17 protein-coding genes and 1 pseudogene are annotated in these 23,538 nt (G+C 31.8%); 11 read left to right on the top strand and 7 right to left on the bottom strand.

Going from position 1 to position 23,538, the window contains the following annotated elements; genetic code table 11:
• Position 1: 1 nt before the first annotated feature.
• Together asnB and FHR24_RS00435 are read left to right on the top strand one after the other, a co-directional pair.
• Entirely contained in the window at positions 2-1,906 is a 1,905-nt protein-coding gene (asnB, locus tag FHR24_RS00440; protein WP_167182266.1) for an asparagine synthase (glutamine-hydrolyzing), read from the top strand.
• Positions 1,893-3,137: an oligosaccharide flippase family protein gene (locus FHR24_RS00435; RefSeq protein WP_167182264.1), complete on the top strand. Its 1,245-nt coding sequence runs from the start codon at positions 1,893-1,895 to the stop codon at positions 3,135-3,137. Before asnB ends, FHR24_RS00435 begins: the two co-directional genes overlap by 14 nt.
• Here the strand turns inward: FHR24_RS00435 and FHR24_RS00430 are convergent.
• Genes FHR24_RS00430 through radC form a run of 3 tightly spaced genes read right to left on the bottom strand, consistent with a single transcriptional unit; the run spans position 3,083 to position 5,991 of the window.
• On the bottom strand, positions 3,083-3,976 hold the full coding sequence (locus tag FHR24_RS00430) for a hypothetical protein (protein ID WP_167182261.1): 894 nt from the start codon (positions 3,974-3,976) through the stop codon (positions 3,083-3,085). The genes FHR24_RS00435 and FHR24_RS00430 overlap by 55 nt on opposite strands.
• On the bottom strand, positions 3,976-5,289 hold the full coding sequence (locus tag FHR24_RS00425; protein WP_167182258.1) for a polysaccharide deacetylase family protein: 1,314 nt from the start codon (positions 5,287-5,289) through the stop codon (positions 3,976-3,978). The genes FHR24_RS00430 and FHR24_RS00425 overlap by 1 nt, the downstream gene beginning before the upstream one ends.
• A 3-nt stretch (positions 5,290-5,292) precedes the next feature.
• Positions 5,293-5,991: a RadC family protein gene (gene radC, locus FHR24_RS00420; RefSeq protein ID WP_167182256.1), complete on the bottom strand. Its 699-nt coding sequence runs from the start codon at positions 5,989-5,991 to the stop codon at positions 5,293-5,295.
• A gap of 60 nt (positions 5,992-6,051) precedes the next feature.
• Between radC and trkA the strand changes: the two genes are divergently transcribed.
• From trkA to FHR24_RS00400, 4 genes are read left to right on the top strand one after another with little or no spacing between them, the layout of a single operon-like run.
• A complete protein-coding gene (gene trkA / locus FHR24_RS00415; protein WP_167182243.1) occupies positions 6,052-7,398 on the top strand; it encodes a Trk system potassium transporter TrkA in 1,347 nt (448 codons plus the stop codon).
• 3 nt (positions 7,399-7,401) lie between these two features.
• Positions 7,402-8,901, top strand: coding sequence for a TrkH family potassium uptake protein (locus tag FHR24_RS00410; protein WP_167182240.1), 1,500 nt, complete (start codon positions 7,402-7,404; stop codon positions 8,899-8,901).
• A gap of 57 nt (positions 8,902-8,958) precedes the next feature.
• Positions 8,959-9,366 (top strand): hypothetical protein, encoded by a 408-nt coding sequence (locus tag FHR24_RS00405; protein ID WP_167182237.1) that lies wholly within the window; start codon positions 8,959-8,961, stop codon positions 9,364-9,366.
• On the top strand, positions 9,359-10,240 hold the full coding sequence (locus tag FHR24_RS00400) for a hypothetical protein (protein ID WP_167182234.1): 882 nt from the start codon (positions 9,359-9,361) through the stop codon (positions 10,238-10,240). Before FHR24_RS00405 ends, FHR24_RS00400 begins: the two co-directional genes overlap by 8 nt.
• An 84-nt stretch (positions 10,241-10,324) precedes the next feature.
• Here the strand turns inward: FHR24_RS00400 and FHR24_RS00395 are convergent.
• The 4 genes and pseudogenes from FHR24_RS00395 to gyrB all read right to left on the bottom strand — a co-directional run bounded on the left by FHR24_RS00395 (position 10,325) and on the right by gyrB (position 14,999).
• A pseudogene (locus FHR24_RS00395) lies at positions 10,325-11,249 on the bottom strand (malate dehydrogenase).
• Between the two features lie 95 nt (positions 11,250-11,344).
• Entirely contained in the window at positions 11,345-11,794 is a 450-nt protein-coding gene (locus FHR24_RS00390; protein ID WP_167182231.1) for a DUF2059 domain-containing protein, read from the bottom strand.
• 102 nt (positions 11,795-11,896) lie between these two features.
• On the bottom strand, positions 11,897-12,928 hold the full coding sequence (locus FHR24_RS00385; protein WP_167182228.1) for a DUF6588 family protein: 1,032 nt from the start codon (positions 12,926-12,928) through the stop codon (positions 11,897-11,899).
• A 130-nt stretch (positions 12,929-13,058) separates the two neighbouring features.
• Positions 13,059-14,999 carry a DNA topoisomerase (ATP-hydrolyzing) subunit B gene (gene gyrB, locus FHR24_RS00380; RefSeq protein WP_167182225.1) on the bottom strand — a complete coding sequence of 647 codons (1,941 nt, stop codon included), beginning with the start codon at positions 14,997-14,999 and terminating at the stop codon, positions 13,059-13,061.
• Between the two features lie 458 nt (positions 15,000-15,457).
• On the opposite strand from gyrB, the gene FHR24_RS00375 reads away from it, so the two are divergent.
• The 5 genes from FHR24_RS00375 to gatB/aspS all read left to right on the top strand — a co-directional run bounded on the left by FHR24_RS00375 (position 15,458) and on the right by gatB/aspS (position 23,499).
• A complete protein-coding gene (locus tag FHR24_RS00375) occupies positions 15,458-16,909 on the top strand; it encodes an SLC13 family permease (RefSeq protein ID WP_167182222.1) in 1,452 nt (483 codons plus the stop codon).
• Between the two features lie 87 nt (positions 16,910-16,996).
• Positions 16,997-18,241, top strand: a complete 1,245-nt coding sequence (locus tag FHR24_RS00370) for a porin (RefSeq protein WP_167182219.1) — start codon at positions 16,997-16,999, stop codon at positions 18,239-18,241.
• A gap of 171 nt (positions 18,242-18,412) precedes the next feature.
• Positions 18,413-18,679: a hypothetical protein gene (locus tag FHR24_RS00365; RefSeq protein ID WP_167182216.1), complete on the top strand. Its 267-nt coding sequence runs from the start codon at positions 18,413-18,415 to the stop codon at positions 18,677-18,679.
• A gap of 84 nt (positions 18,680-18,763) precedes the next feature.
• On the top strand, positions 18,764-20,161 hold the full coding sequence (locus tag FHR24_RS00360) for an amidase (protein ID WP_167182213.1): 1,398 nt from the start codon (positions 18,764-18,766) through the stop codon (positions 20,159-20,161).
• On the top strand, positions 20,161-23,499 hold the full coding sequence (gene gatB/aspS / locus FHR24_RS00355; RefSeq protein ID WP_167182210.1) for a bifunctional amidotransferase subunit GatB/aspartate--tRNA ligase AspS: 3,339 nt from the start codon (positions 20,161-20,163) through the stop codon (positions 23,497-23,499). The genes FHR24_RS00360 and gatB/aspS overlap by 1 nt, the downstream gene beginning before the upstream one ends.
• The last annotated feature ends 39 nt before the right edge of the window (positions 23,500-23,538 follow it).

Genomic DNA, 23,538 nt, shown 5'->3' with positions numbered 1-23,538 from the left:
AATGTGTGGATTTACAGGGATAATAAGTTTTTTAGGTGGTAGATCTATTTCATCTAATGTGGTTTCTATGACTGAGAAAATTATAAATAGAGGACCTGATGATGAAGGATATTTGTGTTTAAAAGATAACTTTTTTTCTTTTAGAGGGGATGGCTCTGTTGTTAAATCTTTACCGCATATTTCAGCATCTTTTATGGATGAATTTAAGATTGTATTAGGCTTTAGAAGATTAAAAATAGTTGACTTATCAAATTTAGGACATCAGCCTATGGTTGATAATGAAAGAAGGTTTGCAATTGTCTTTAATGGTGAGCTTTATAATTATTTAGAATTAAGAGCAGAATTAATAGGATTAGGGCATGTTTTTAGAACAAATTCGGATACTGAAGTTGTTTTAATAGCCTATAAAGAATGGTCTAATAAAGCTTTGTTACGATTTAATGGAATGTTTGCTTTTTCTATAATAGACAGAACTACATCTACTGTTTTTATGGCTAGGGATAGAATGGGGATTAAGCCTTTTTATTACGCTAAAACAAATGATAATTTTATATTTGGAAGTACTCAGAAATCAATTTTAGCATCAGGAATGGTACTTGCTAAAATATCAGAACAGGGAGTGTGGGAGAATTTTAAGTTTTCAGTAGCTCAAAGACCTCATACTTGTTTTGAATCTTTGAAGTCTTTAAGTCCTGCTAGTTATGGTGTTTTGAATTTTCGAACAGGGGACTTTGTGGAAAAAAAATATTGGAATATTCCTGTAGGTACTCAAGACTTTAGTCTAACAGAGTCTCAATCGAAAATAATGATTGAGGAGTCTTTATTTAAATCGATAAAATATAGGTTACAGGCAGATGTTGAGGTTGGTACATTTATGAGTGGAGGAGTAGATTCAACTTTAATATCTGCAATAGCATCTAAATTTCAACCTGATATAAAATCTTTAACTTTGGGCTTTAAGAATTATGAGGCTCTTAATGAAATTAAAGAGGCACAGGATACTGCTAGGTTGAATAATATAGATCATATTATAGAAACAATTAATCCAGATGATTTTATTAAGAAAATACAGGAAACAGTGGTCGCTTATGAAGAGCCCTATCATCATTTGTCTGCAAATTTTGCGATATCTAGCTTGGCAAAAAATAATAATTTAAAAGTTGTGCTAAATGGTTTAGGAGGAGATGAATTATTTGGAGGGTATGATGTTTATAAAAAGCTTTCTTTCTGGGAAAAAAATAAAAAACACAAAAATGTTCTAAAATTTTTTCCGAGTTTTCATCCCAAAATTAAAAAAGTAAAACAAATTTTATCGTACGAAAAGATAGGTCAATTCTATTCACACTATTATACGACTTTCTCAGATTCTGAATTGGGTTTGTTAACAGGTAAAATAAAGAATACAGATAATTTGTTAGAGGAGTTATATATGGATGATGGTATTGGCTTTTCTGACAATTTTGAAGCAATTAGTTATTTTAATTTAAAATCTTATATTGGGAATCATCAATTAAGAGCTGTAGATTCTAGTACAATGAGTTTTTCAATAGAGGGTAGGCTTCCAATGTTAGATCATCAGTTTATTGAAACAGCGTTTAAAATCCCATCAGTTTACAAGAATAAGAATGGTATATCAAAGTATATATTAAAAGAAGTTGCTAAAAAATATATAGCTCCTAGTTGTCTTGCTATGTCAAAAAAAGGATTAGGCCTTCCTTTGGAAAAATGGATTAATAATGAGTTGAGTGAATTTGTAGGGGATCATTTAAGTGATTTGAGAAATAGAAATATATTTAATAATAGTTATATGGATCATATTGTGAAAAGTAAAAATACAAGACAAATATGGCAACTGGTTTCTTATGAATTATGGTTGAGAAATTTTATAGATAATGTTAAAAATTAAATTACCTAATGATTTAGTTCATCTATCTGTAGGGCATATAATAGCTCAGTTTTTAGCGGCTTTTGGGGGCATTTTTTTGGCTAGAATATATACTCCTGAAGATTTTGGTGAGTTTTCTTTTTTTATGAGTTTTTTAGTTATTATCTCTAGTTTTAGTACTCTGAGGTTAGAATCTGTAATTATTTTAGACCATGAAAATAATAAGAGTAATAATTTTTGTTATTTAACATTAATACCAATAACAATTATTCTTTTATTTGTGTTACCAGGACTTGTAGTTTTTCTATTTAAAGATACATTGTGGGGGTTTGATTGCTTTTTTTGGTTTGTTTTATTGTTTTGTGCCTTGTTAAAAGGAGTGGGGAATATTTTTAATAATCAACTGTTAGTGAATTCTAATTATAATCTTATAAAAAAAACAAAAATTATAACAGCCACGAGTAAAATATTTATTCAGTTTTTTTTATTTTATATAGGATGTTCTTCGGTAGGGTTGTGGTTTGGAGTTTTTTTGTCATTAATTTTTAATGTTATTTATCAGGCAAAAGGTATAAATCGTTCTTTTGATAAAATTAATATTAAAGAGAAATTGATGTTTCTGTTAAAAAGAAAAGATTTGCTTTTATATGCTTTTCCGGGAGATATGATAGGAGTAGTTTCTAGTAGTATTATGCCTCTTTTGCTAATTTATTTTTTTGGAAAAAATATAACAGGGGTTTATTTTTTAGCAATTACAATATTATCTATAGCTACTTATTATTGTAACTCTGTACTAGCTCCGTTGTATTTCAAAAAGGCATCATTGTTGTATAGAACAAATAAAAAAGAATTATTTGATTACACATTAAAAGTTGTAAAACTTAATTTTTTTATTGCAATTATTATTGCTTTGGGGATTTTTTTTCTGTCATTTTATGTTGTAGATTTTTTTTTGGGTAAAGAGTGGATAGGGGTTGTTTTTTTTATAAAGGTTTATGTGGTAGCTTATATTCCAACTTGTGTTTATGGTGTTATTAGTAATTTAGAAGAAATTTTGAGTAAAAACAAAATTAGTCTAATAGCTAATTTTGTTTTAATTGTAATGACATTTGTAAGTGTGTTTATGTTTGTTGAAATAAAGCATTTTGTAATTACAATGGCTGTTTTGCAAGGACTGATGTATGCTTTTTTGTTAGTTTATTTTTTTAAAGAGCTTAAAAAAGAATCGATAGGTAATTTGGTAAGTAAATAATAGGCTTCCATTTTGCTTCCAAAACTCTTAAAGAATGAAGCAATTCCAGGATGCATAGAGCCCTCAAAATCTAATGTATAATTAGTGTTAGCGTAAGTTTGGATTATGTGATTTAATACCGCAGTATTCCCTTGTACTTTGTTTCCTTTTTTATTGTTGGCGGAAAAAACATAATAAATTCTATTTGCATCTTTAAAGAAAAGTGAGCCAGAAATAAGCTGTCGTTCTTTATCAAAAACACCCAAAGTAATGGGGGTTAATTTTTTTGTGGTTGCTAATTGCTCAAGTCTTCTATAATCCTGTAGGTTGATGTTTAATTCATTAGTATAATTCTCTTTAAATAATGTAGTAATTTTTTTAGCACTTATATTCTTTTCTAGAGTACACTCAGATTTGTTGAATTTTTTTAATCTGTCTTTTCTGTCTTTTCTATAGTTTTTATGTAGTTCTTCGTACGAGTGATTTAAGTCTAGAATATAATTGTCTTTTTTTAAAAACAAATCAGAATAGTTGTTGCTATGAAACTGAATGGTTGTTTTTAGAAATTTTTTTGGAATTGCTTTGATAAAATTATCGATTAAAGAAATATCTAGTTTGTTAGTTGAAAAAACCCCTAATTGCTGAGTCCAGCAAGGTGGGTAAATGTATTTAATAAAATATTTACTTCTCCATGGTAAAGGCATTACTGCTTTGTAGTTGTCTAAAATAAGAGCATCCCAGTTATCAGCAACAATATCCAAATAATAACTTAGTGCGTAAACTCTAGAATTAATTGAGTTCTGAATACAAGCATCGTATTTTATTATATCAATATTTTTTCTTGTAACGTACGTAATCATTATTCTTTAACACATTTTAAAACCTCTTCGTAAAAATCTTCCCAATATTTCCAGTCACCAAAATTAGAAAGGCAATCATTATGAAAAACAGAAATTAAAGTTCCGTTTACCTGTTTTACCATGTTGGTAATGTGATTAATTTTCATAAGTGCTTGTTTAGGACTTAATTGTAAATTAAAACGCAAGGTGTTGTCTATAAAAGCATATGGGTGTACTCTTAAAGGGGTTTGAATTTCAAAATCTAAATCATAAAAATAAAAGGGAGTACAAGTACTAGCTCTAAATCCTATGTGTTTTAAATATCCCATAGAATAATCTTCGGTAATATCTAAATCAATTAATTTTTGATAAGTCTCAGGTAGTTTATTTCTACCAAAATGTTGTCTAGATAATTTGGTAGGAGTGTTGATTATATGAGAAAGTCTATCAGATTCTTTCGATAATTTTTCTTCGTTATCCATGGTAAAATAAGAACTTAATAACCCCACTTTTGCATAGTCTGCAATCGATTTAATAAGCAAATGATATTTTCTTTTGGTAAAAGCTACATTGTTATCATACGTAGTATAATTGGCAATTAAGAAAAAGAAAATAGTTTTGATGTTGTGCTTTTTTTGAAGCGAAATAATTTTATCAAACGTATCATAAGGGTCTTCTTTTATTCTTAAAAAGACAGCAATACGCATCCATACTTCAAAAATTTTTAGCGTGAAAAAATCATAAAAACCACCTACTAAATTTCTAATAACTCCTTTGCATCTATACAAAAAAGTTTGATTGATACTAAACGTAGAAATGTATTTGTAACTGTTGGGCTGATGTTGGTATTCTGGATATTTTTCTTTTAAAGCCTTTAACAATTTATAAGCCCAAACATCAATAATAGGTTTGTCTAAAAAGTTGTTTTGATAAGCAATACTTTCTTCGGCAGGATAACAATCATTTTCATCTAAAACACAAGGTAAATATTCTTCATATCTACTTAATAGGTAGAAACTAGCTGCAAAAATATCAAATGGAATAGCAGATTTTTTTCCCTTGCTAAAAAAACAAGGAGTGCTGTCCCATTGAGACATTGTAATTTCTATATCATTAATACCTTGTTCAAAAAGCAAGCCATGACTCTGAATAAAAAATTCGTTACCTAGCGGAGCTTTGGCATAAGTCATCTTTAAGCTGTCGTGAGCCACAAATTCTTCAATAGTTGAAGTAAATTTTATGGGAATATTTAAAATACGAACAAAAATATGTTTAAAAACATAGCTTACTCTAGGAGTTATTTTTTGTGTATATATTAATAATTCTTCTGTCATAATTTATAGAATTCCCTCGTCTGCAAAGCTAAAATAAGCTTTTTGTGTGATTATTAAATGATCCAATACTTTAATGTCTAATGTGGCTGCAGCATTTTTAATTTTTTGAGTAATTTGTTTGTCGGCCTGACTAGGTTGTAGTTTTCCAGATGGATGATTGTGTCCTAAAATCATAGCGGTAGAAAGTAATTCTAGACTTTTCTTAAAAATAATACGTAAATCTACCAAAGTTCCCGTAAGACCTCCTTTGCTAATTAGTTGCTTATCAATAACCTTATTGCTGTTGTTTACATGTAAAATCCAAAATTCTTCATGAGGTAGATCCCCTAGAATAGGTTCAAAAATATCAAAAGCATCTTTGCTGCAAGTAATTTTAGGGATAGATAATGCAGCAGACAAACGCTGTCTTTTTCCTAAAGCCAAAGCAGTTACAATGCTAATGGCTTTGGCTTCTCCAATACCATTAAATTTCATTAACTCATTTATGCTAGCTTTGGTTAATACGTTTAAATTGTTGTTAAAGTGATTTAGAATTTTTTTAGACAATTCTACGGCTGATTCATTCCTGTTTCCAGATCCAATTAAAATGGCCAAAAGTTCAGAGTCTGACAAGGATGCTACTCCTTTTAGAATTAATTTTTCCCTAGGTCTATCTTCCTCATTCCACTCTTTAATTGTCAATGGTTTTATATCTTGTTTCATAGCGCTTTATTTGTGACAGATACTAATTAAATGTAATATATTTGTAGCAAATATTCAGGTATGAAGATTATTATTGCAGGAGCAGGAGAAATTGGTTATCATCTTGCCAAGTTATTGTCTATGGAGGCACACGATATTTTTGTGATTGACCAAAATGCACAAAGACTAAACCACTTAAATACTCATATTGATGTGTTTACCAAAAAAGGGGATGCTGCATCTATTCAGGTTTTAAAAGAGGTAGGGATAAGTGAAGCTGATTTGTTGGTTGCTGTAACAGAGTCTCAAAACACCAATTTAACAATAGCTGGAATAGGTAAAAAGCTAGGAGTTAAAAAAACAATTGCTCGTATTTCTAACACTGAATATATTAAGACCAAAGAAATTAATTTTTCGGATAGTGGAATTGATTATATGATTTCTCCCGAAGAATTGGCTGCAAACGAGATTGAAATCTTAGTAAACGAAACTGCTTTTAATGATAAATTTGATTTTGAAAAAGGAGAATTAAGTGTTTTAGGAGCTAAATTATCCGAAGGATCTCCAATAATAGGAGCAACAGTACAAGAAATAAATTCTAAATTTAATTTTGACTTTATTGTTATCGCTATCAAAAGAGATACATCTAATGAAATTGTAATTCCTAGAGGAAATTCTGTTTTTGAATTAAATGATCAGGTTTATTTTTCGGTTCCTAGAGAAAGTCTAAGTAAAATTCACCTACTGGTAGATAAAGAAAAAATAGGGATTAAAGATGTAATGATTTTAGGAGGAGGTAGAATTGGACAAAAAATAGCGAGAAGACTTTGCGGTAAAAACTTGCGTGTAAAAATGATTGAAAGTGACCGAAATAAGTGCTTTGACTTGTCTGATGAATTAAAAAACACATTGGTAATTCATGGTGATGGTAGAGATATTGAGTTGCTAGAAGAAGAGTCTTTAAGTAATATGGATGCTTTTATAGCAGTGTCTGGAAACTCCGAAACCAATATTATGACTAGTTTAGTTGCAAAATCTAAAGGAGTTAGAAAAACCATTGCTTTGGTAGAAAATATGAATTATATGGATATTTCTCAATCCATAGGAATAGATACTTTAATCAATAAAAAAATATTAGCAGCAAGTGCTATTTTTAGACATGTTCGTAAAGGTCGTGTGTTGGCATTGGCAAATTTACACAATGTAGAGGCAGAGGTTTTAGAGTTTTTTGTAAGAAGAAATACCAAAATAACTGAATCAAAAATAAAAGACTTAGACTTACCTAAAAATTCAGTTTTAGGAGGAGTGGTTAGAAAAGGTAAGGCATTAATGACCTATGGTGATTTTACAATTTTACCAGGAGATAGAGCCATTGTTTTTTGCTTGCCAGATGCTATTTCTGAAGTAGAAAAGTTTTTTAATAACTAATAGATGAAAGGACTAAACTTTAAAATTATAGCAAGTTTCTTAGGATTAACTTCCATGATGAATGGATTTTTCATGCTATTGTCCGAGCCTTTTAGTTGGTATTATCACGAAACAGCTAGTACCGGAATTTTATCGGCAGGTCTGTTAACCATTTCTGTAGGTTTTTTGTTATGGTTTTTTAATAGAAATGCACCTAAAGATATTCATAAAAGAGACGGGTATTTAATTGTAACCTTGGGTTGGTTAATGCTAACCTTAACAGGTAGTTTGCCTTATTTAATGACGGGAACCATTACATCTTTTCCTGATGCTATTTTTGAAACCATTTCGGGATATTCTACTACAGGAGCTTCTATTTTAACAGATATAGAAAGCGTACCTAAAGGAGTTTTGTTTTGGAGAAGTGCAACACATTGGATTGGTGGAATGGGAATTATTGTACTTACGGTAGCTATTTTACCCTTGTTAGGGATTGGAGGGATGCAGTTGTTTGTAGCTGAGGCTCCTGGACCTTCTACAGATAAATTACACCCTAGAATTACACAAACAGCAAAACGTTTATGGCTAATTTATTTTAGTTTTACATTTATAGAATTTTTGTTGTTAAAAATTGCGGGAATGACATGGTTTGATGCCATCAACCATGCAATGGCAACACTTAGTACAGGTGGTTTTTCTACCAAAAATGCAAGTGTAGCTTATTGGAATGATAATCCTTTTGTTCAATATATAATTATTGGATTTATGTTTGTAGCAGGAGCTAATTTTGTTTTAAGTTATTTTGCATTAAAAGGAAAAGTGTCTAAGATTTTTAATGATGACGAGTTTAAATATTATTTTTTACTTACTGTATTTGTAACGATTTCGATCACCGTATTAATTGTATGGTTTCAAGATCCAGCTTTGCAAACCACTATTCATCATCCTATGCCTTATGGTGCATTAGAAAGTGGATTTAGACATGCGGCTTTTCAGGTAGTAAGTGTCTTAACAACTACAGGTTTTGTTTCTGCCGATTTTACAATGTGGAATTATTTAGCCACGGCATTAATGTTTTCTTTGTTTTTTATTGGGGGGTCTGCAGGATCTACTAGTGGAGGTGTAAAAGTAGTTCGTCATGTAATTATGATTAAAAACTCTATGTTAGAGTTAAAAAAACAATTACATCCTAAAGCTATTATATCTGTACGTTATAACGGGAGTAGAGTGTCAAGAGTAATTATTTTTAACATCTTATCTTTTTTTGTTATCTATATGCTAATCTTTATTTTAAGTACGGTTGTATTAACATTTTTAGGATTAGATTTTCTATCTGCTTTTAGCGCTTCTGCATCTTGTTTAGGAAATGTAGGGCCTGCTTTAGGAAGTTTAAGTCCAGTGAATAATTTTGCACACTTAACGGACGGGGCAAAATTATTTTGTTCTTTTTTAATGTTGATTGGGAGATTAGAGTTGTTTACGGTATTAATTGTATTAACTCCTTATTTTTGGAAAAGTAATTAGAGTAATATGAAGAGAAGATATTACCTACTACTTACTTTTTGCTGCTTCTCAATATTAATGTCTGCTTTTTCATTTGTTAGACAAAAGTATTTTGAAGATAAAGATTTTTATCCTTTCTTTTACTGGAAATTATACACCAAGCCAACGGGTTGTATGTATAGTTATAAAGATTACCGATTGTATGGGGTTACAGAAAAATTAGACACTTTTAGAATAAATAATAAGGGTTATTCCTTGTTTGATAAGGATGATTATTTTTATTTTATTCAAGGAGAAGCACAAAGTGTTTTAAAGAATAAACGAGATTCAATTCATATTGTAAATAGAATTAAAATATTTGCAAAAGCTCTTGGTTTTAATAGTAAAGAGTACTTAATAGTAGAGGAAGAATTTAATCCTTTGGATATTGTAAGAAATCCGAATGCGTATAAAGTAAAGGTAATTTTTTCAGCTAAAAATGATTGATAAAAAGAAAGATTTAAGTTGGGTTTATAACCATGTTATGGCAAACAGAGCTTTAATGCTGTTTACAATAATTTGGACAATTTATATTGTCTTTGATTATAATATTTTAATTCAGAGACCTGTCTTGTTATATGAGCCAATTTGGGGATTTCAGAAGTTGTTTTTACCTAGCTTAATCCCTCCTTTTTTATTTGTAATTATAGTGTTGTTAAGTATAGGATTATCGGTATTTAATTTTCTTTCAAAAAGTTTTTTTAAATGTTTTTTGTTAGCCTTTTTGGTTATGTTGTTGAATGCGATTAGGTGGAATTATGGGTCTACATCTCATGTAGGACACCTGTTTATATTAACTCATTTGTTTTTTGCATTTACACCTAATTATAATAAAAGGAATATCAAAGCGATTAGAATAGATTTAAAGATTGTTAAACTATCTCTTTTTGGAATATTAATAACATATAGTATGGCTGGTTTTTGGAAATTTCTTTCTCTTGCTAAGACTGTTTATATAGGAGATTTTAAAAGTGTTAGTTGGTTACATAAAGATGCTGTTGAGTTAAACGCGATAACTAATAGAAGAATGTTAGATAACGAAGTTTCAAGTTTTATGTTTAGTCTATACCAAATTCCATATATATGGGAAATAGCTACTCTTTTAGTTTTTGGTATTCAGCTTACAGCGGTTTTAGCTGTTTGTAGTAGGAAGTACGCAAATTTAGTATTAGTGGTCTTGGTTTCTTTTCATTTGTTTAATACTTTTTTTAATGACATAATTTTTAATGTAGCTCCTATTGTTTTATTGATTTTGTTATTCCCTTATCATCTAGTTTTTAAAAATAAATTTATAGATTTTAAACAAAGAGTAGGTGGTTAAACATTCTGAATAATAGTATGATTTTCATAAATAAAAAAGGCTTTTACAAAACGTAAAAGCCTTTTTTATGAACAGGTTTTGATTTTAAATATCTAACAAACTGTTTGTTTTTCTAACCGCATCAGAAGAAGCTGCAAATTTAGTTGCTTCAGCTTCGTTTAGATCGATAGCTACAATCTTTTCAATACCATTAGCTCCTAAAATACAAGGAACACCAATACATATATCCTCTTGTCCGTATTCACCTTCTAAATAAGCAGAACAAGGGAATATTTTCTTAGAGTCTGTTGCGATAGCTTGTACCATGGCAGATACAGCCGCTCCTGGAGCATACCAAGCAGAGGTTCCTAACATTTTGGTTAAGGTAGCTCCACCAACCATGGTTGCTTGTGCTACTTCTTCTAACTTTTCTTCAGAAAGAAACTGAGACACTGGAATTGAATTACGTGTTGCATATCTTGTTAAAGGGATCATTCCGGTATCTGAATCCTCCAATGACCATTCCGTCAACATTAGATAAAGGAGCCTTTAGAGCTTCGGCTAAACGGTATTTAAAACGTCCAGAATCTAAAGCACCACCCATACCAATAATTTTATTTTTTGCAATACCAGTAGACTTATAGGTTAAGTAAGTCATAGTATCCATTGGGTTAGATACAACAATAATAATTACGTTAGGAGAATGTTTGATTAGATTTTCTGAAACTTGTTTTACGATTCCTGCGTTAATTCCAATTAATTCTTCACGTGTCATTCCTGGTTTTCTGGGGATTCCTGAAGTAATTACTGCAACATCAGATCCTGCAGATTTAGAATAGTCGTTAGTAGACCCAGTAATTTTAGTATCAAAACCATTTAAAGAAGCCGTTTGCATTAAATCCATAGCTTTACCTTCGGCAAAGTTTTCTTTAATGTCTACAATCACAACTTCAGAAGCAAAGTTTTTAATAGCAATGTATTCTGCGCAAGATGCTCCAACGGCACCAGCTCCAACTACGGTTACTTTCATTTTATTTTGTTTTTATGGATGATTAATTTTTATATATTAAATGTAGTTATTTGTTTGTGCCTAAAATATGATTTTGGTCATTAAACAGTTTAAAATTATTCCGCCTTTACTTGTTCAACTCTTTCCTTTATTCTTTTTTGAAATTTTGGAATTCCATTTTGCATCATGTTTTGCATTAGGTCGTTGGTAATTACGGGTGTAAGCGTTATTAATTTTTTACCGGTATCACTTTTGTAAAATTTAATAAGATCGTTTATGTCTTTGTCGTTAAAATGTTTGGCATAAATAGTTACCATAGGGCCGTTAATCATTTCTTTGGTGAAAGATTTTACTTCTTCTAGTATAATGGTGTTTATGCTTTCTAACTTTTGTTTCTGTTCTTCGGTTTTTAAAGTTGCCTTTATTTGTTGTTGCATCATGGGGATCATCTGATCCATCATTTGGCTCACCATTTTATCAGCTTGCATTTCTTTAACTTTCTCTTTTGATGTTTGAGCATTTAAGGATAGCGTTAAAAAGAATAATAGGCTTAAAATATTTTTCATAGTTTTTTTAGCTTGATAATTCTTCTAAAAATAGGTAATAAAATCAAAAAAGCCTATTGTATTTATGAACAATAGGCTTTGTGATTTTTTATAAGAATTTTTTTATCTAAAACTAAAGGCAATACCTGCGTTAATAGAATTGTATTCTTGTAGTGTGTAGCTTCCGTATATTTTAAAGAAGGCTAAGTTTAAACTCATCCCAGCGGTAGTCATAAAACTAGTTACATCATTTTCTATATTAGGTAAATCTTCTGAGTCAATTTGTTGAGGTTCTCCTAGAGCTATACCAGTATTTGGATCTTTATATTGAAAGTAATAGTCTCCATTTACAACTAAGCTAGATGTACCTGTTGAATAACCCAATCCAACAAAAAAGTTAACAATTTTTAAATCTACAGAACCTAGTAATTGACCAGTTAAACTTGTAACTTCCATGTCAATACTTTGTCCTTCTTCCCCTGGTAGGTATTGTGAGCTTAATTTAGTATATCCTCCAAATAGAGAGATGTCTACTAAAGGAATACGCTTCGCAATAGGAAAGTATTGTAAAATATTGTGTTTAACACCAATACCAAATAAATCAGATTTAAAAGAATCGCTACCTACCTTTGGTACAAATCTTACGGTTACATCTGTTTTAAATGGCAATCCAATTCCTGCTTGTACCATAGCTGCAGGAACTTGATCAAATCCAATTTCATCTCCTAAGCCATTAAGAGCCTCAAAATCAAATTCTGCTGTTTGCGTACCTAATGGAGTATCAACATCTTTTGATACAATAAGAACTTCATCTGAACTTCCTCCAAAGGCTGTAGGTAATTCTGTTTGGCTAGCTCCACTTTCTAAACGAACATTTTCGTAGTCAGCCACATTAAATGTGAAATTTTTTCTATTGCTCGGAACGGAAGATAGTGTTGCATTTAAAGTAATATCAAAACCTAATAATCTATGTGGTTTGGCGGTTCTGTACCATCCGCTATTTAAATTGTAAATAGTACCTTCAAAAGCAGGTTGTAGGTAAGATTGCATTAAAGTTCCTGCATCTTTTCCTAATACTAAAATTTCTTCAATGTTTTGTGCTTTGGCAGTAAATAAACCTGCTGATAAAGCCATTAATAAGATTATTTTTTTCATAAGTATAGTTGATTTATGTTGTTTACGAATGTACAAAAATACTCGTAAATAGTTTTAAAGGAATAAAGGGATTAAAAAAGGAGGTGAATTTACATTCACCTCCTTTTTTGTTTAAAATAGATAACTTTAATTAAGCATCAATATTTGCATATTTTGCATTTTTCTCAATAAACTCTCTACGCGGTGGAACTTCATCTCCCATTAGCATAGAAAATACTCTATCAGCTTCTACCTCGCTATCAATAACAACTTTACGTAAAGTTCTAAATTCAGGATTCATTGTAGTATCCCATAACTGCTCGGCATTCATTTCTCCTAAACCTTTATAGCGTTGTATTCCTGCAGAACCACCAAATTTTAAGTTGATCATATCACGTTGGTCATCTGTCCAAGCGTATTCTTTTTTGGCTCCTTTTTTAACTAAATATAAAGGAGGGGTAGCAATGTAAATATATCCTTGCTCTACCATTTCTCTCATATATCTAAAAAAGAAAGTTAAAATTAAAGTTGCAATGTGAGAACCATCTACATCGGCATCACACATAATTACTACTTTGTGGTAACGTACTTTAGATAGGTTTAAGGCTCTAGGATCTTCTTCTGTACCAATGGTAACTCCTAACGCGGTAAACATATTTTTAATCTCTTCGTTTTCAAAGACTTTGTGATTCATAGCTTTTTCTACGTTTAAGATTTTTCCTCTTAAAGGTAAAATTGCTTGAAATTCACGATCACGTCCTTGTTTAGCTGTTCCCCCTGCAGAATCTCCCTCAACTAAAAAGATTTCACATTTTTCTGGATCAGTTTCAGAACAGTCAGATAATTTACCAGGTAAACCACCAATAGACATAACTGTTTTACGTTGTACCATTTCACGAGCTTTGGTTGCCGCGTGACGGGCTTGCGCTGCTAAAATTACTTTTTGTACAATAACTTTGGCATCATCTGGATGTTCTTCTAAGTAATCCGTTAACATTTCTGATACCGCTTGACTTACGGCTGCAGATACTTCACGGTTACCTAATTTGGTTTTGGTTTGCCCTTCAAACTGAGGTTCTTGAACTTTTACAGATACAATTGCTGTTAAACCTTCACGAAAATCGTCTCCAGAAATATCAAATTTTAATTTTGATAACATTCCAGAAGCATCTGCGTATTTTTTTAAGGTAGATGTTAATCCTCTACGGAAACCAGATAAATGTGTACCTCCTTCGTGTGTGTTAATGTTGTTTACGTAAGAGTGTAGGTTTTCTGAATAAGAAGTGTTGTAGACCATGGCAACTTCTACTGGAATTCCATTTTTTTCACCCTCCATGGCAATTACTCCTGCAGTTAATTGCTCACGAGTACCATCTAAATATTTTACAAATTCGCTTAATCCTTCAGTGCTTGTAAAAGTTTCGGTAATGTCGTTTCCTTCATCATCTTGATGTCTTTTATCTGTTAAGTGAATTACAATTCCTTTGTTTAGAAATGAAAGTTCTCTTAAACGTGCTGCTAAAGTATCGTAATTGTATTCTGTTGTTTGTTGAAAGATAGATTTATCTGGAGTAAACGTTACTTCTGTTCCTCTTTTATCTGTGTCTCCAACTAATTTTACAGGATAAAGTGCTTTTCCTCTAGAGTATTCTTGTTCGTATATTTGACCATTTCTAAAAACAGTTGCTTTTAAATGATCTGATAATGCATTCACACAAGAAACACCTACACCGTGTAAACCTCCAGATACTTTATAAGAATCTTTGTCAAATTTACCTCCGGCACCAATTTTAGTCATTACAACTTCTAGTGCAGAAACACCCTCTTTTTTGTGCATATCAACAGGAATTCCACGACCATCATCTAATACGGTAATAGAATTGTCTTTGTTAATATAAACATCAATATTGTTACAGTGTCCAGCTAAAGCTTCATCAATAGAGTTGTCAATTACCTCATATACTAAATGGTGTAAACCTCTAACTCCTACGTCTCCAATATACATGGATGGTCGCATTCTAACATGCTCCATTCCCTCAAGGGCCTGAATACTATCTGCAGAATACTGTTGTTTGTCTTCTATATTGCTCATTGATTATAAGTTTTGTTGGGGGTTTATAAAATAACCCTATCAAATATAATTAAATAGAAGCTTTTGGAGAAAGATTGTAAATAAAATTTAAGAATTGGGAGTTTTGGTAAAAAACGCTTAAAACACTTAAAAATTAGTTCCTGATTGATTTGGTGTTTTTTAAAACAGATTTTTTTCAAAAAGAAACAGATGTTGTCTTAAAAAGGATTTTTTTAGAGTGTGAAAACGCAAAATATGCAATAGTGATTTCTTTTTTAGAAGTAATTAAAATTGATTTTGATTGTAAAAAAGCCTTTTTATTAAAAATAGTGTGTCGATTTTACAATGTATTGAAATATAAATTGGCATGTAGGCTTAATATTAAATTATCTTTAAAAATGAGTGTTTATGACCAAAGTCATATATTGTTTTTCATATTCTATAGAATTTTATACCATCAAACTAAAACAACTATAATAATGTCAGATTCAAGATCAGCATCCATAAGACAATATTCGAGAATTCAAGATATGGTGAGTTTTCAAAGTCGAATTATTAATTTTTTAGGAAGTATCATTATAGCCTTTGGAGGAACTTATTTATTACAATCTCCTGCGTTAGATACTCCACAAGTTTATGTATTATTTTTATTAATCTTATCCGTTTGTTTATGGGTAACAGAAGCAATTCCACCTTTTACAGTAGGTCTCTTTATTTTTGGGTTTCTGGTCTTTGCACTCGGAAAACATTATCATGATATAGACCCAACAACCTCTAATAAAATAGTACAAAAATATGTGCAAACATGGTCTAACTCTGTAATATGGCTAATGCTAGGTGGTTTTTTTATGGCCGAAGCAATGCAGAAAGTAGGTTTAGATAGAACTATTTTTAAGCTAACTATTAAAAGATTTGGTACAAAACCAAGATATGTGTTGTTAGGGATTATGTTGGTAACTGCTATTTTCTCTATGATTATGAGTAACACAGCTACCACAGCAATGATGATTGCTGCCGTGTTGCCTTTCTTAAAAACATTGCCAAAAGATGCTAAAATTACAAAAGCATTGCTAATTGGTATTCCTGCTGCCGCTTCTTTAGGGGGTATGGGAACTATTATAGGTTCTCCACCTAATGCAGTTGCTGTGGATGGGTTGTTGCAAAACGGAATTAAATTCGGGTTTTTAGAGTGGATGATGATTGGTTTTCCTACTGCCATTGTTTTGGTTTTGATTTTCTGGTTTATTATGATTAGTAAATTTATTCCCAAAGTGTCTACTATCGATTTAGGTTTTTTAAGTGAGGGTGAGCCAGAAGAAGGATCTACAGAGAAAATCTTTGTAATGAAAAAGAAATTTGTATTAGGAGTTTTAATTGTAACCATGTTGTTGTGGTTAACAGGTAAAATTCATGGAATATCAGCTTCTACAGTTTCTATGTTGCCTATCATGTTGTTAACAATGTTTAGAATTGTAAATTCAGAAGATGTTAGAAAATTACCTTGGGATACCTTAATGTTGGTAGCAGGAGGTTTGTCTTTAGGGTTGGCTATTAAAGAAACAGGTTTGGCTGCTTATTATGTTGGGTTGTTAAATGAATATAGCTTAAACGGTTATGTAATGATTGGTGTTTTTGCTCTAATTACTGTAGTGTTATCAAACTTTATGAGTAATACAGCAACCACTACTATTTTAATTCCAATTGCTATTATTTTGGCAACAGACAATCCTATTATTTTACCATTGGTTATTGGGTTTAGTGCATCAACAGCTTTGTTTTTTCCAATTTCTACACCACCAAATGCTATTGCATTTAGTACAGGGTTAATAACGCAAAAGGACTTTAGATTTGGAGGGTTAATTGCTGGATTGTTGGGGCCTATCATTGTAGTGTTGGTAATCTTAGGGTTTCAGTTACTAGGATTAATTTAAGTAAACGTAAGGGAGGTAGCTAAGTGTAAATACGGAACTTTAGTTTTTGTGTAAGTTAGCGGACTTAAATTTTAAAAAGAAATAAGAATGAGAATTCAATTAGGGATAGTAGTAAGTTTATTAACTGTGATGGGGTTTGCACAAAAAAGCGAAAGTAAACCACCTAAAGTAAATTGGTCTATTACCACACAGTTTTGGGCTAGGTATTCAGATTTAAATGAGGGAACTACATTAAATGGAGAAAAAACAGATAGTTATACAGATGTTTCTGTAAGAAGATTAAGGATTCCTGTTTCTTCTCAAATAACACCAAAAATATATGCATATGCATTGTTTGGAGGAAATAATTTTAACCATAAGTCTAAAAACTTTCCATTACAGGTTCTAGATTTGTATGCAGAATACTCTTTTTCTAAAAAGATAGAGGTAGGAATGGGAAAGTCTGGTTGGCAAGGGTTGAATAGATGGAATGTACGTTCGTCAAAATCTTTAATGGGGTTAGACTCTCCATTATTTTCCTTAAATACAGTAAATAAAAATGATGATTTAGGACGTAATCTAAGTGTTTGGATTAAAGGTAAGGCAGCTAAGTTTGATTACCGTTTGGTTGTTTCAAATCCAATATCTATAACAAATGCCCCTAACGGGAGTGTAGATTTTGCCAATAATAGACCTCGAAAAAGAGTGTCTTCTTATGTAAAGTATCAGTTTTTTGAAGAAGAATCAAACAAATCATCTTATCAAACAGGAACATATATTAATACAAAAAAAGTGTTTAATATTGGTTTGGGAGGTCAGTTTCAAGAAAAAGCATTTGCTGATGGAGATGCGTTATTATCAACCACTAATTTGTATGATATGAAAGCTTGGGCGATAGATTCATTCCTAAGTTTGCCTTTAGAGGCAGATCATGGAATTACTGCTTATTTGGGGTATTACAATTTAGATTTTGGAAAAAATTATATCAGAAATGTAGATGCTAACGGTTCTATGTTTGATAGTGGGTCTGGAACCACATACAATGGTGATGGAAATGGATTTCCTATGATAGGTACAGGAGCGACACTGTTTACTCAGTTTGGATACGCATTTCCTATTAATAAAGAAATAGTAGCACAACCCAATGTTGCTGTTCAATATTCAGACTATGATGCTTTAAACCAAGCAATGGTTGTATACGATTTTACGGTAAATGTTTTTCTAAACGGAATGGGACATAGTAATAAATTAAGTTTAGGCTATCAATACAGACCTGTTTTTGATAGTGCAAGTTTAAAAGAAATAGATAGAAAAGGGATGGCGGTATTGCAGTATCAGATTACCATTAGATAATAGTTGTTTTTTTATTAGTTGTTCGTGAAAACAGCCAGATTCTTTAAGAAGAATTTGGCTGTTTTTTTTAGGGATAAAAAGCAGTCTAAAGTTTAGACTTTCAAAGCTTTTTACTCCGTTAAAACTTTTGTATTTTCGCAAACTTGAAGTCTGAATTTAAAAAAGAACACAATGAGTAAAATAATGCCTGTAGACATCTTGTCTAGCATCAAAGGAGCTAAGTCTTCTGAGGCGGTGGATAAGTTGTTTGACGTAATTAAAAATGCTGAAATCAATCAGAATTCCTCAAATCAAAATGCAGAGAATGCCGTGTCTATAGACGATTTACGTGCAGATGTTGTTGAAAATAGTTCAGAAATCACCAAACAGATCATTATAGAAAACTTTCCGAAAGAGAAAGATGGGTACTTAGTGGTGTCTAAAGTAATTGAAGGATAATAATTTTAATGCCATTTAGGTCGTTAATAATTCAAAAATCTAAGATTTAGAATTTAGTATCTGGAAGGTTTAAATCTCATAGAAATGAGCGAGATAAAAAGAATACATCAAGACTTGATTGCTAAAAAATATACTTGTACTGCTTTGGTACAAGAAAAGTTAGCCTTGTTAAAAGAAAATAAATACAACTCTGTAAATACGGTTTTAGATGTGTTGGCTTTAGAAGCTGCTACAAAAGTAGACGCTAAAATTGCAAACGGAGAAGAAATTGGATTGTTAGAAGGAATTCCGTTTGGAATTAAAGATGTGTATATGGTACAAGGAACCTGTACATCGGCAAGTTCAGATTTGTTGAAAAATTATAAATCTGCATATACGGCAACGGCTATTCAGAAGTTGTTAGATGCTGGAGCAATTCCTATGGCTAAAGAAAACTGTGATAGTTTTGGTCATGGTTCTTCTTCTGAAAATACGGTTTTTGGAAGTGTGAAAAATGCTGTTGATACTAGTTTGGTTGCAGGAGGTTCTTCTGGAGGTTCTGCAGTAAACGTAGCAGCAGATTATACCGTGTTTTCTATTGGTGGAGATACAGGAGGTTCTATTCGTCAGCCAGCAGGTTACAATAAAATTTATGGATTAAAACCAACGTACGGACGTGTTTCTCGTTACGGACAAATGGCTTACGCATCGTCTACAGATACGGTTGGGCCTTTGGCAAAATCTATTGAAGATATTGCGATTATTATGAATGTAATTAGTGGGAAAGATGGAAAAGATCAAACCTCAATTACATCAGAAGAAATAAAAGCTGAGGTAATTTCATCAACACCAGAAGGAATTAAAGTAGGTTACTTTAAAAACTTTATTGAGAATGATGCGATTGACCCAACGATAAAAGCTGATTTTTTAGCGACGATAGAAAAAGTAAAAGCAGCAGGATATACAGTTCAAGAATTAGACTTTTTTGATGCAGATACGTTAGTTTCTACTTACTACACGTTAGCAATGGCAGAAACGGCATCAAACTTATCTAGATTAGATGGTACCAATTATGGTAACAGAATTGAAGATAAAAACTTAAAAGAAACCTACATGGTAACTCGTTCTGAAAATTTTACGGAGGAAACTAAGCGTAGAATTGTAGGAGGAAATCAAGTATTGTCTCAAGGATTTTCCGATGCTATTTATTTAAAAGGTCAAGAACTAAGAAAAGAGATAGAAACAGCTTTTGAAGCTGATTTTAACAAAGTAGATATTATTTTATCACCTGTAACTCCAGGTCCTGTACCCAAAATAGGAGAGGTGTTAAACAATCCACATGCAATGTATTTGTCTGATGCTTATACCGTAGGTTTCAGTTTAGGACAATTACCAACCTTAACTTGTCCGTTTGGAACAGAAACCGGAATTCAAGTAACAGGGGCAAAAAACAAAGAACAAACTATTTTACAGTTTGCAAACTTCTTAAACCAAGTGCAATAATGGAATTAGATAAATTAAATGGACTACTAGAAGAACATAATCTAGAGTTGGTTGCAGGTATAGAAACGCATGTACGTTTAAACACAAAATCTAAATTGTTTTGTGGGTGTGCTAACGAAGAAAGTGAGCAAGCAAATACAAATATATGTCCTGTGTGTACAGGTCAAATGGGAGTTTTACCAGCCATTAACAAAGAGGCTATTACAAAAGCTATATACTTTGGAAAAGCGGTAAATTCTACTTTTTCTAATGAGGTGATTTCTTGGGATCGTAAACATTACGAATATCCAGACAACCCTAAAAATATTCAGATAACACAGTTTCACAACCCTATCATTCCTGATGGAGAGGTGTCTTGTTATCGTAATGATGGTTCTCAGTTTACTGTACAAATAGAGCAAGTACATGTGGAAGAAGATGCTGCGAAGTTGGTACACGAAAAAACCATTTCTTTGGTAGATTTTAACAAAGCGGGAGTTCCGTTAATTGAAATTGTAACCAAACCTTGTATTCGTAACATAGAAGATGTTTCTACCTATGCACAATACATTCAGCGTATTGTACAAAACTTAGGGATCTCAGAAGCGAACTTAGACAAAGGTCAGTTTAAGTCTGATGTATCTGTGTCTTTACGTGTTAAAGGATCTGATGTTTTAAATGCTCGTACCGAGATCAAAAACTTAAACTCGTTTAAGTTTATGGTAGAAGCTTTAAAGGAAGAAATTGAAAAACAATTAAATTACTTTTTAGAAAATAAAGAATTTAGACCCGATCAAACTACGGTTTTGTGGGATGCTGATTTAAAGCAAACCAAGGTGATGCGTAAGAAAGAATACGATGCAGATTATCGTTTTATTTCTGAGCCAGATTTACCTTTTGTAGCCATTAAAAATGTAGTGGATGGAATTACTGTAGACCCTAAAGTATTGCCATATTATGTAGAATCTAAGTTGATTGACGGAAAAGTATTACCGCAAGATGCTAAGTTTTTTACAGCAGATGCTTTGCGTTCTAAAGTAGTAATGACTTTAATTGATGCTGTTGGTGATGTTGCTTTTGTAGCAAAAACATTAACCAATAATTTAAAAGCAGAAGACTACGATAAAATTCAGAATATTGATGATTTAGTAGCCATTTTTAAAGCGTTTAAAAACGGAGAAGTAACCAATGTATTGGTTCAGAAAGCAATTGAAGAATTGTTAAAAGATCCTAAGTTTGACTATAAAAAATATTTTGCAGACAATACTATTTCTACAGCACAAATTCAAGAAGCTGTAAATGCTGCTATTGCAGAAAACGAAGCGATTGCCAACGATATTAAAGGAGGTAACAAAGGAAAGGCTGGGGTTTTAGTAGGAAAAGTAATTGCTAAGATTGGGAAAGGAGCTGCAGGAAATGTAGTTCGTGAGTTGATTTTAGAAAGCCTATCGGGTAGTACAAAGTCAAAAGTACAAAGTACAAAGACAAATCCAGAGGAACTGAATACTGAAGACTCAGTACTGAGTACTAAGAAAGAAGAACTTCCAAAAGTGCCAATCATTATTAAAGATGAATACCGTACACATGTAATTACTCAAATCACTGAGGAAACTATAGATGAAACAGTTGGGTTGTCAGGATGGGTAAGTTCTGTTCGTGACCACGGAGAGTTGATGTTTATTGATTTACGTGATTCATCTTACGAAGTAATTCAGGTTCGTTTAAGTAGAGAGTCATTCCCTAACTTAGATGAATTGGTAAAGTTAAAACCAGAGTCTGTAATATCTGTAACAGGTAAAATTGTGCAACGTAGAGAAGATGATTACAACGCAGGATTAAGAACAGGTAAGATTGAATTAGAAGCTACGGATTTAGATATTTTAAACTTGTCTAGAACCTTGCCTTTTGAAATTAAAAAAGCAACACGTTCTAATGAAGCAGTTCGTTTTGAATACAAGTTTTTAGATCACAGAAATCAAGACGTTCGTAAAGCAGTTGTTAATCGTCATAAAGTAATTAAATTACTACGTGACATGTTAGACGAACAAGAGTTTTTAGAAGTAGAAACTCCTATTTTAACTGCAGGAACAGATGAGGGAGCAAGAGAATTTATTGTGCCTACTCGTAAAGAACCAGGAGCTTTTTATACCTTGCCACAAGCACCACAACAGTTTAAACAAATGTTGATGGTTGGTGGGTTTGAAAAGTATTTCCAAATTGCACGTTGTTTCCGTGATGAAGATTCTCGTGGAGATCGTCAACCAGAATTTACACAATTAGATATGGAGATGGCATATGCATCTATGCAACAAATCATAGATTTGAATACAGAGATGTTTAATACCATCGTCAAGAAAATTTATGGGAATAAGTGGGTTTTACGTCCGTTTGAAGTGATTACCTATAAAGATGCTATGGATAAATATGGTTGTGATAGACCAGATTTACGTTTTGGATTGCAAATGCAAGATATTACAGACATTGTAAAAGATACAACTTTCCAGGTTTTCTCTAAGCCAATTGAAGATGGTGGAATTGTAAAATGTATTAAGGTTTCTGCTGAAGAACAAGGTGGGAAACGTATGTCTAAAGGACAGATTGAAAAATTAACAGCTACCGCACAACAACATGGGTTAGGAGGGTTGGCTTATATTATTGTAAATGAAAATGATTTGCAATCTCCAATTATCAAGTTTTTAGGGGAAGAGATTGCCAAAAACATCATACTTAAGTGTGAAGCAAAAGTTGGGGATATAGTTTACTTTTCAGCAGCAGATTATGCAACAGCTAACAAAGCTTTAGATGCTGTTCGTCAAGAATTAGGAGCTATGTTACGATTGATAAATCCTAAGGAATTAAGACCTGCTTGGGTAGTAGATTTCCCAATGTTTGAAAAAACAGATGAAGGAAGATGGACGTTTACACACAACCCATTCTCTATGCCAGCTATTTATGATTTGGATAAACATATGAATGGTGAAGGAGAAGAAATAGGAACTATTATTGCACAACAATACGATTTAATTCTGAATGGTTACGAAATTGGAGGAGGATCTGTTCGTGCTCATAAACCAGAAATTTTAGAAGCAACCTATAAAAATATGGGTTACAATAAAGAAGAAATGTTAAAAAGTGTTGGTACGATGTATGAAGCATTTCATTATGGAGCACCACCACATGGAGGTATTGCTTGGGGGGTAGATAGATTAATGATGATTTTAGAGAAAAAAGCTTCTATACGTGAAGTAATGGCTTTTCCTAAAACAGGAAGTTCAGAAGATTTATTGTTTAAATCACCATCAAAACTATCTAATAAAAAAGTTGAAGAAATGAATGTGAGGGTTATTTTGAAAAAATAGCAATGATAGAATGATATATGTTGAAAAAAGGTGTTTTCA

The sequence above is a fragment of the Wenyingzhuangia heitensis genome (assembly GCF_011762155.1).
In the GTDB taxonomy this organism is placed as follows: Bacteria; Bacteroidota; Bacteroidia; order Flavobacteriales; family Flavobacteriaceae; genus Wenyingzhuangia; species Wenyingzhuangia heitensis.
Note: the sequence above shows the minus strand (reverse complement) of the source record. Positions and strands in the feature narration are given on the sequence as shown.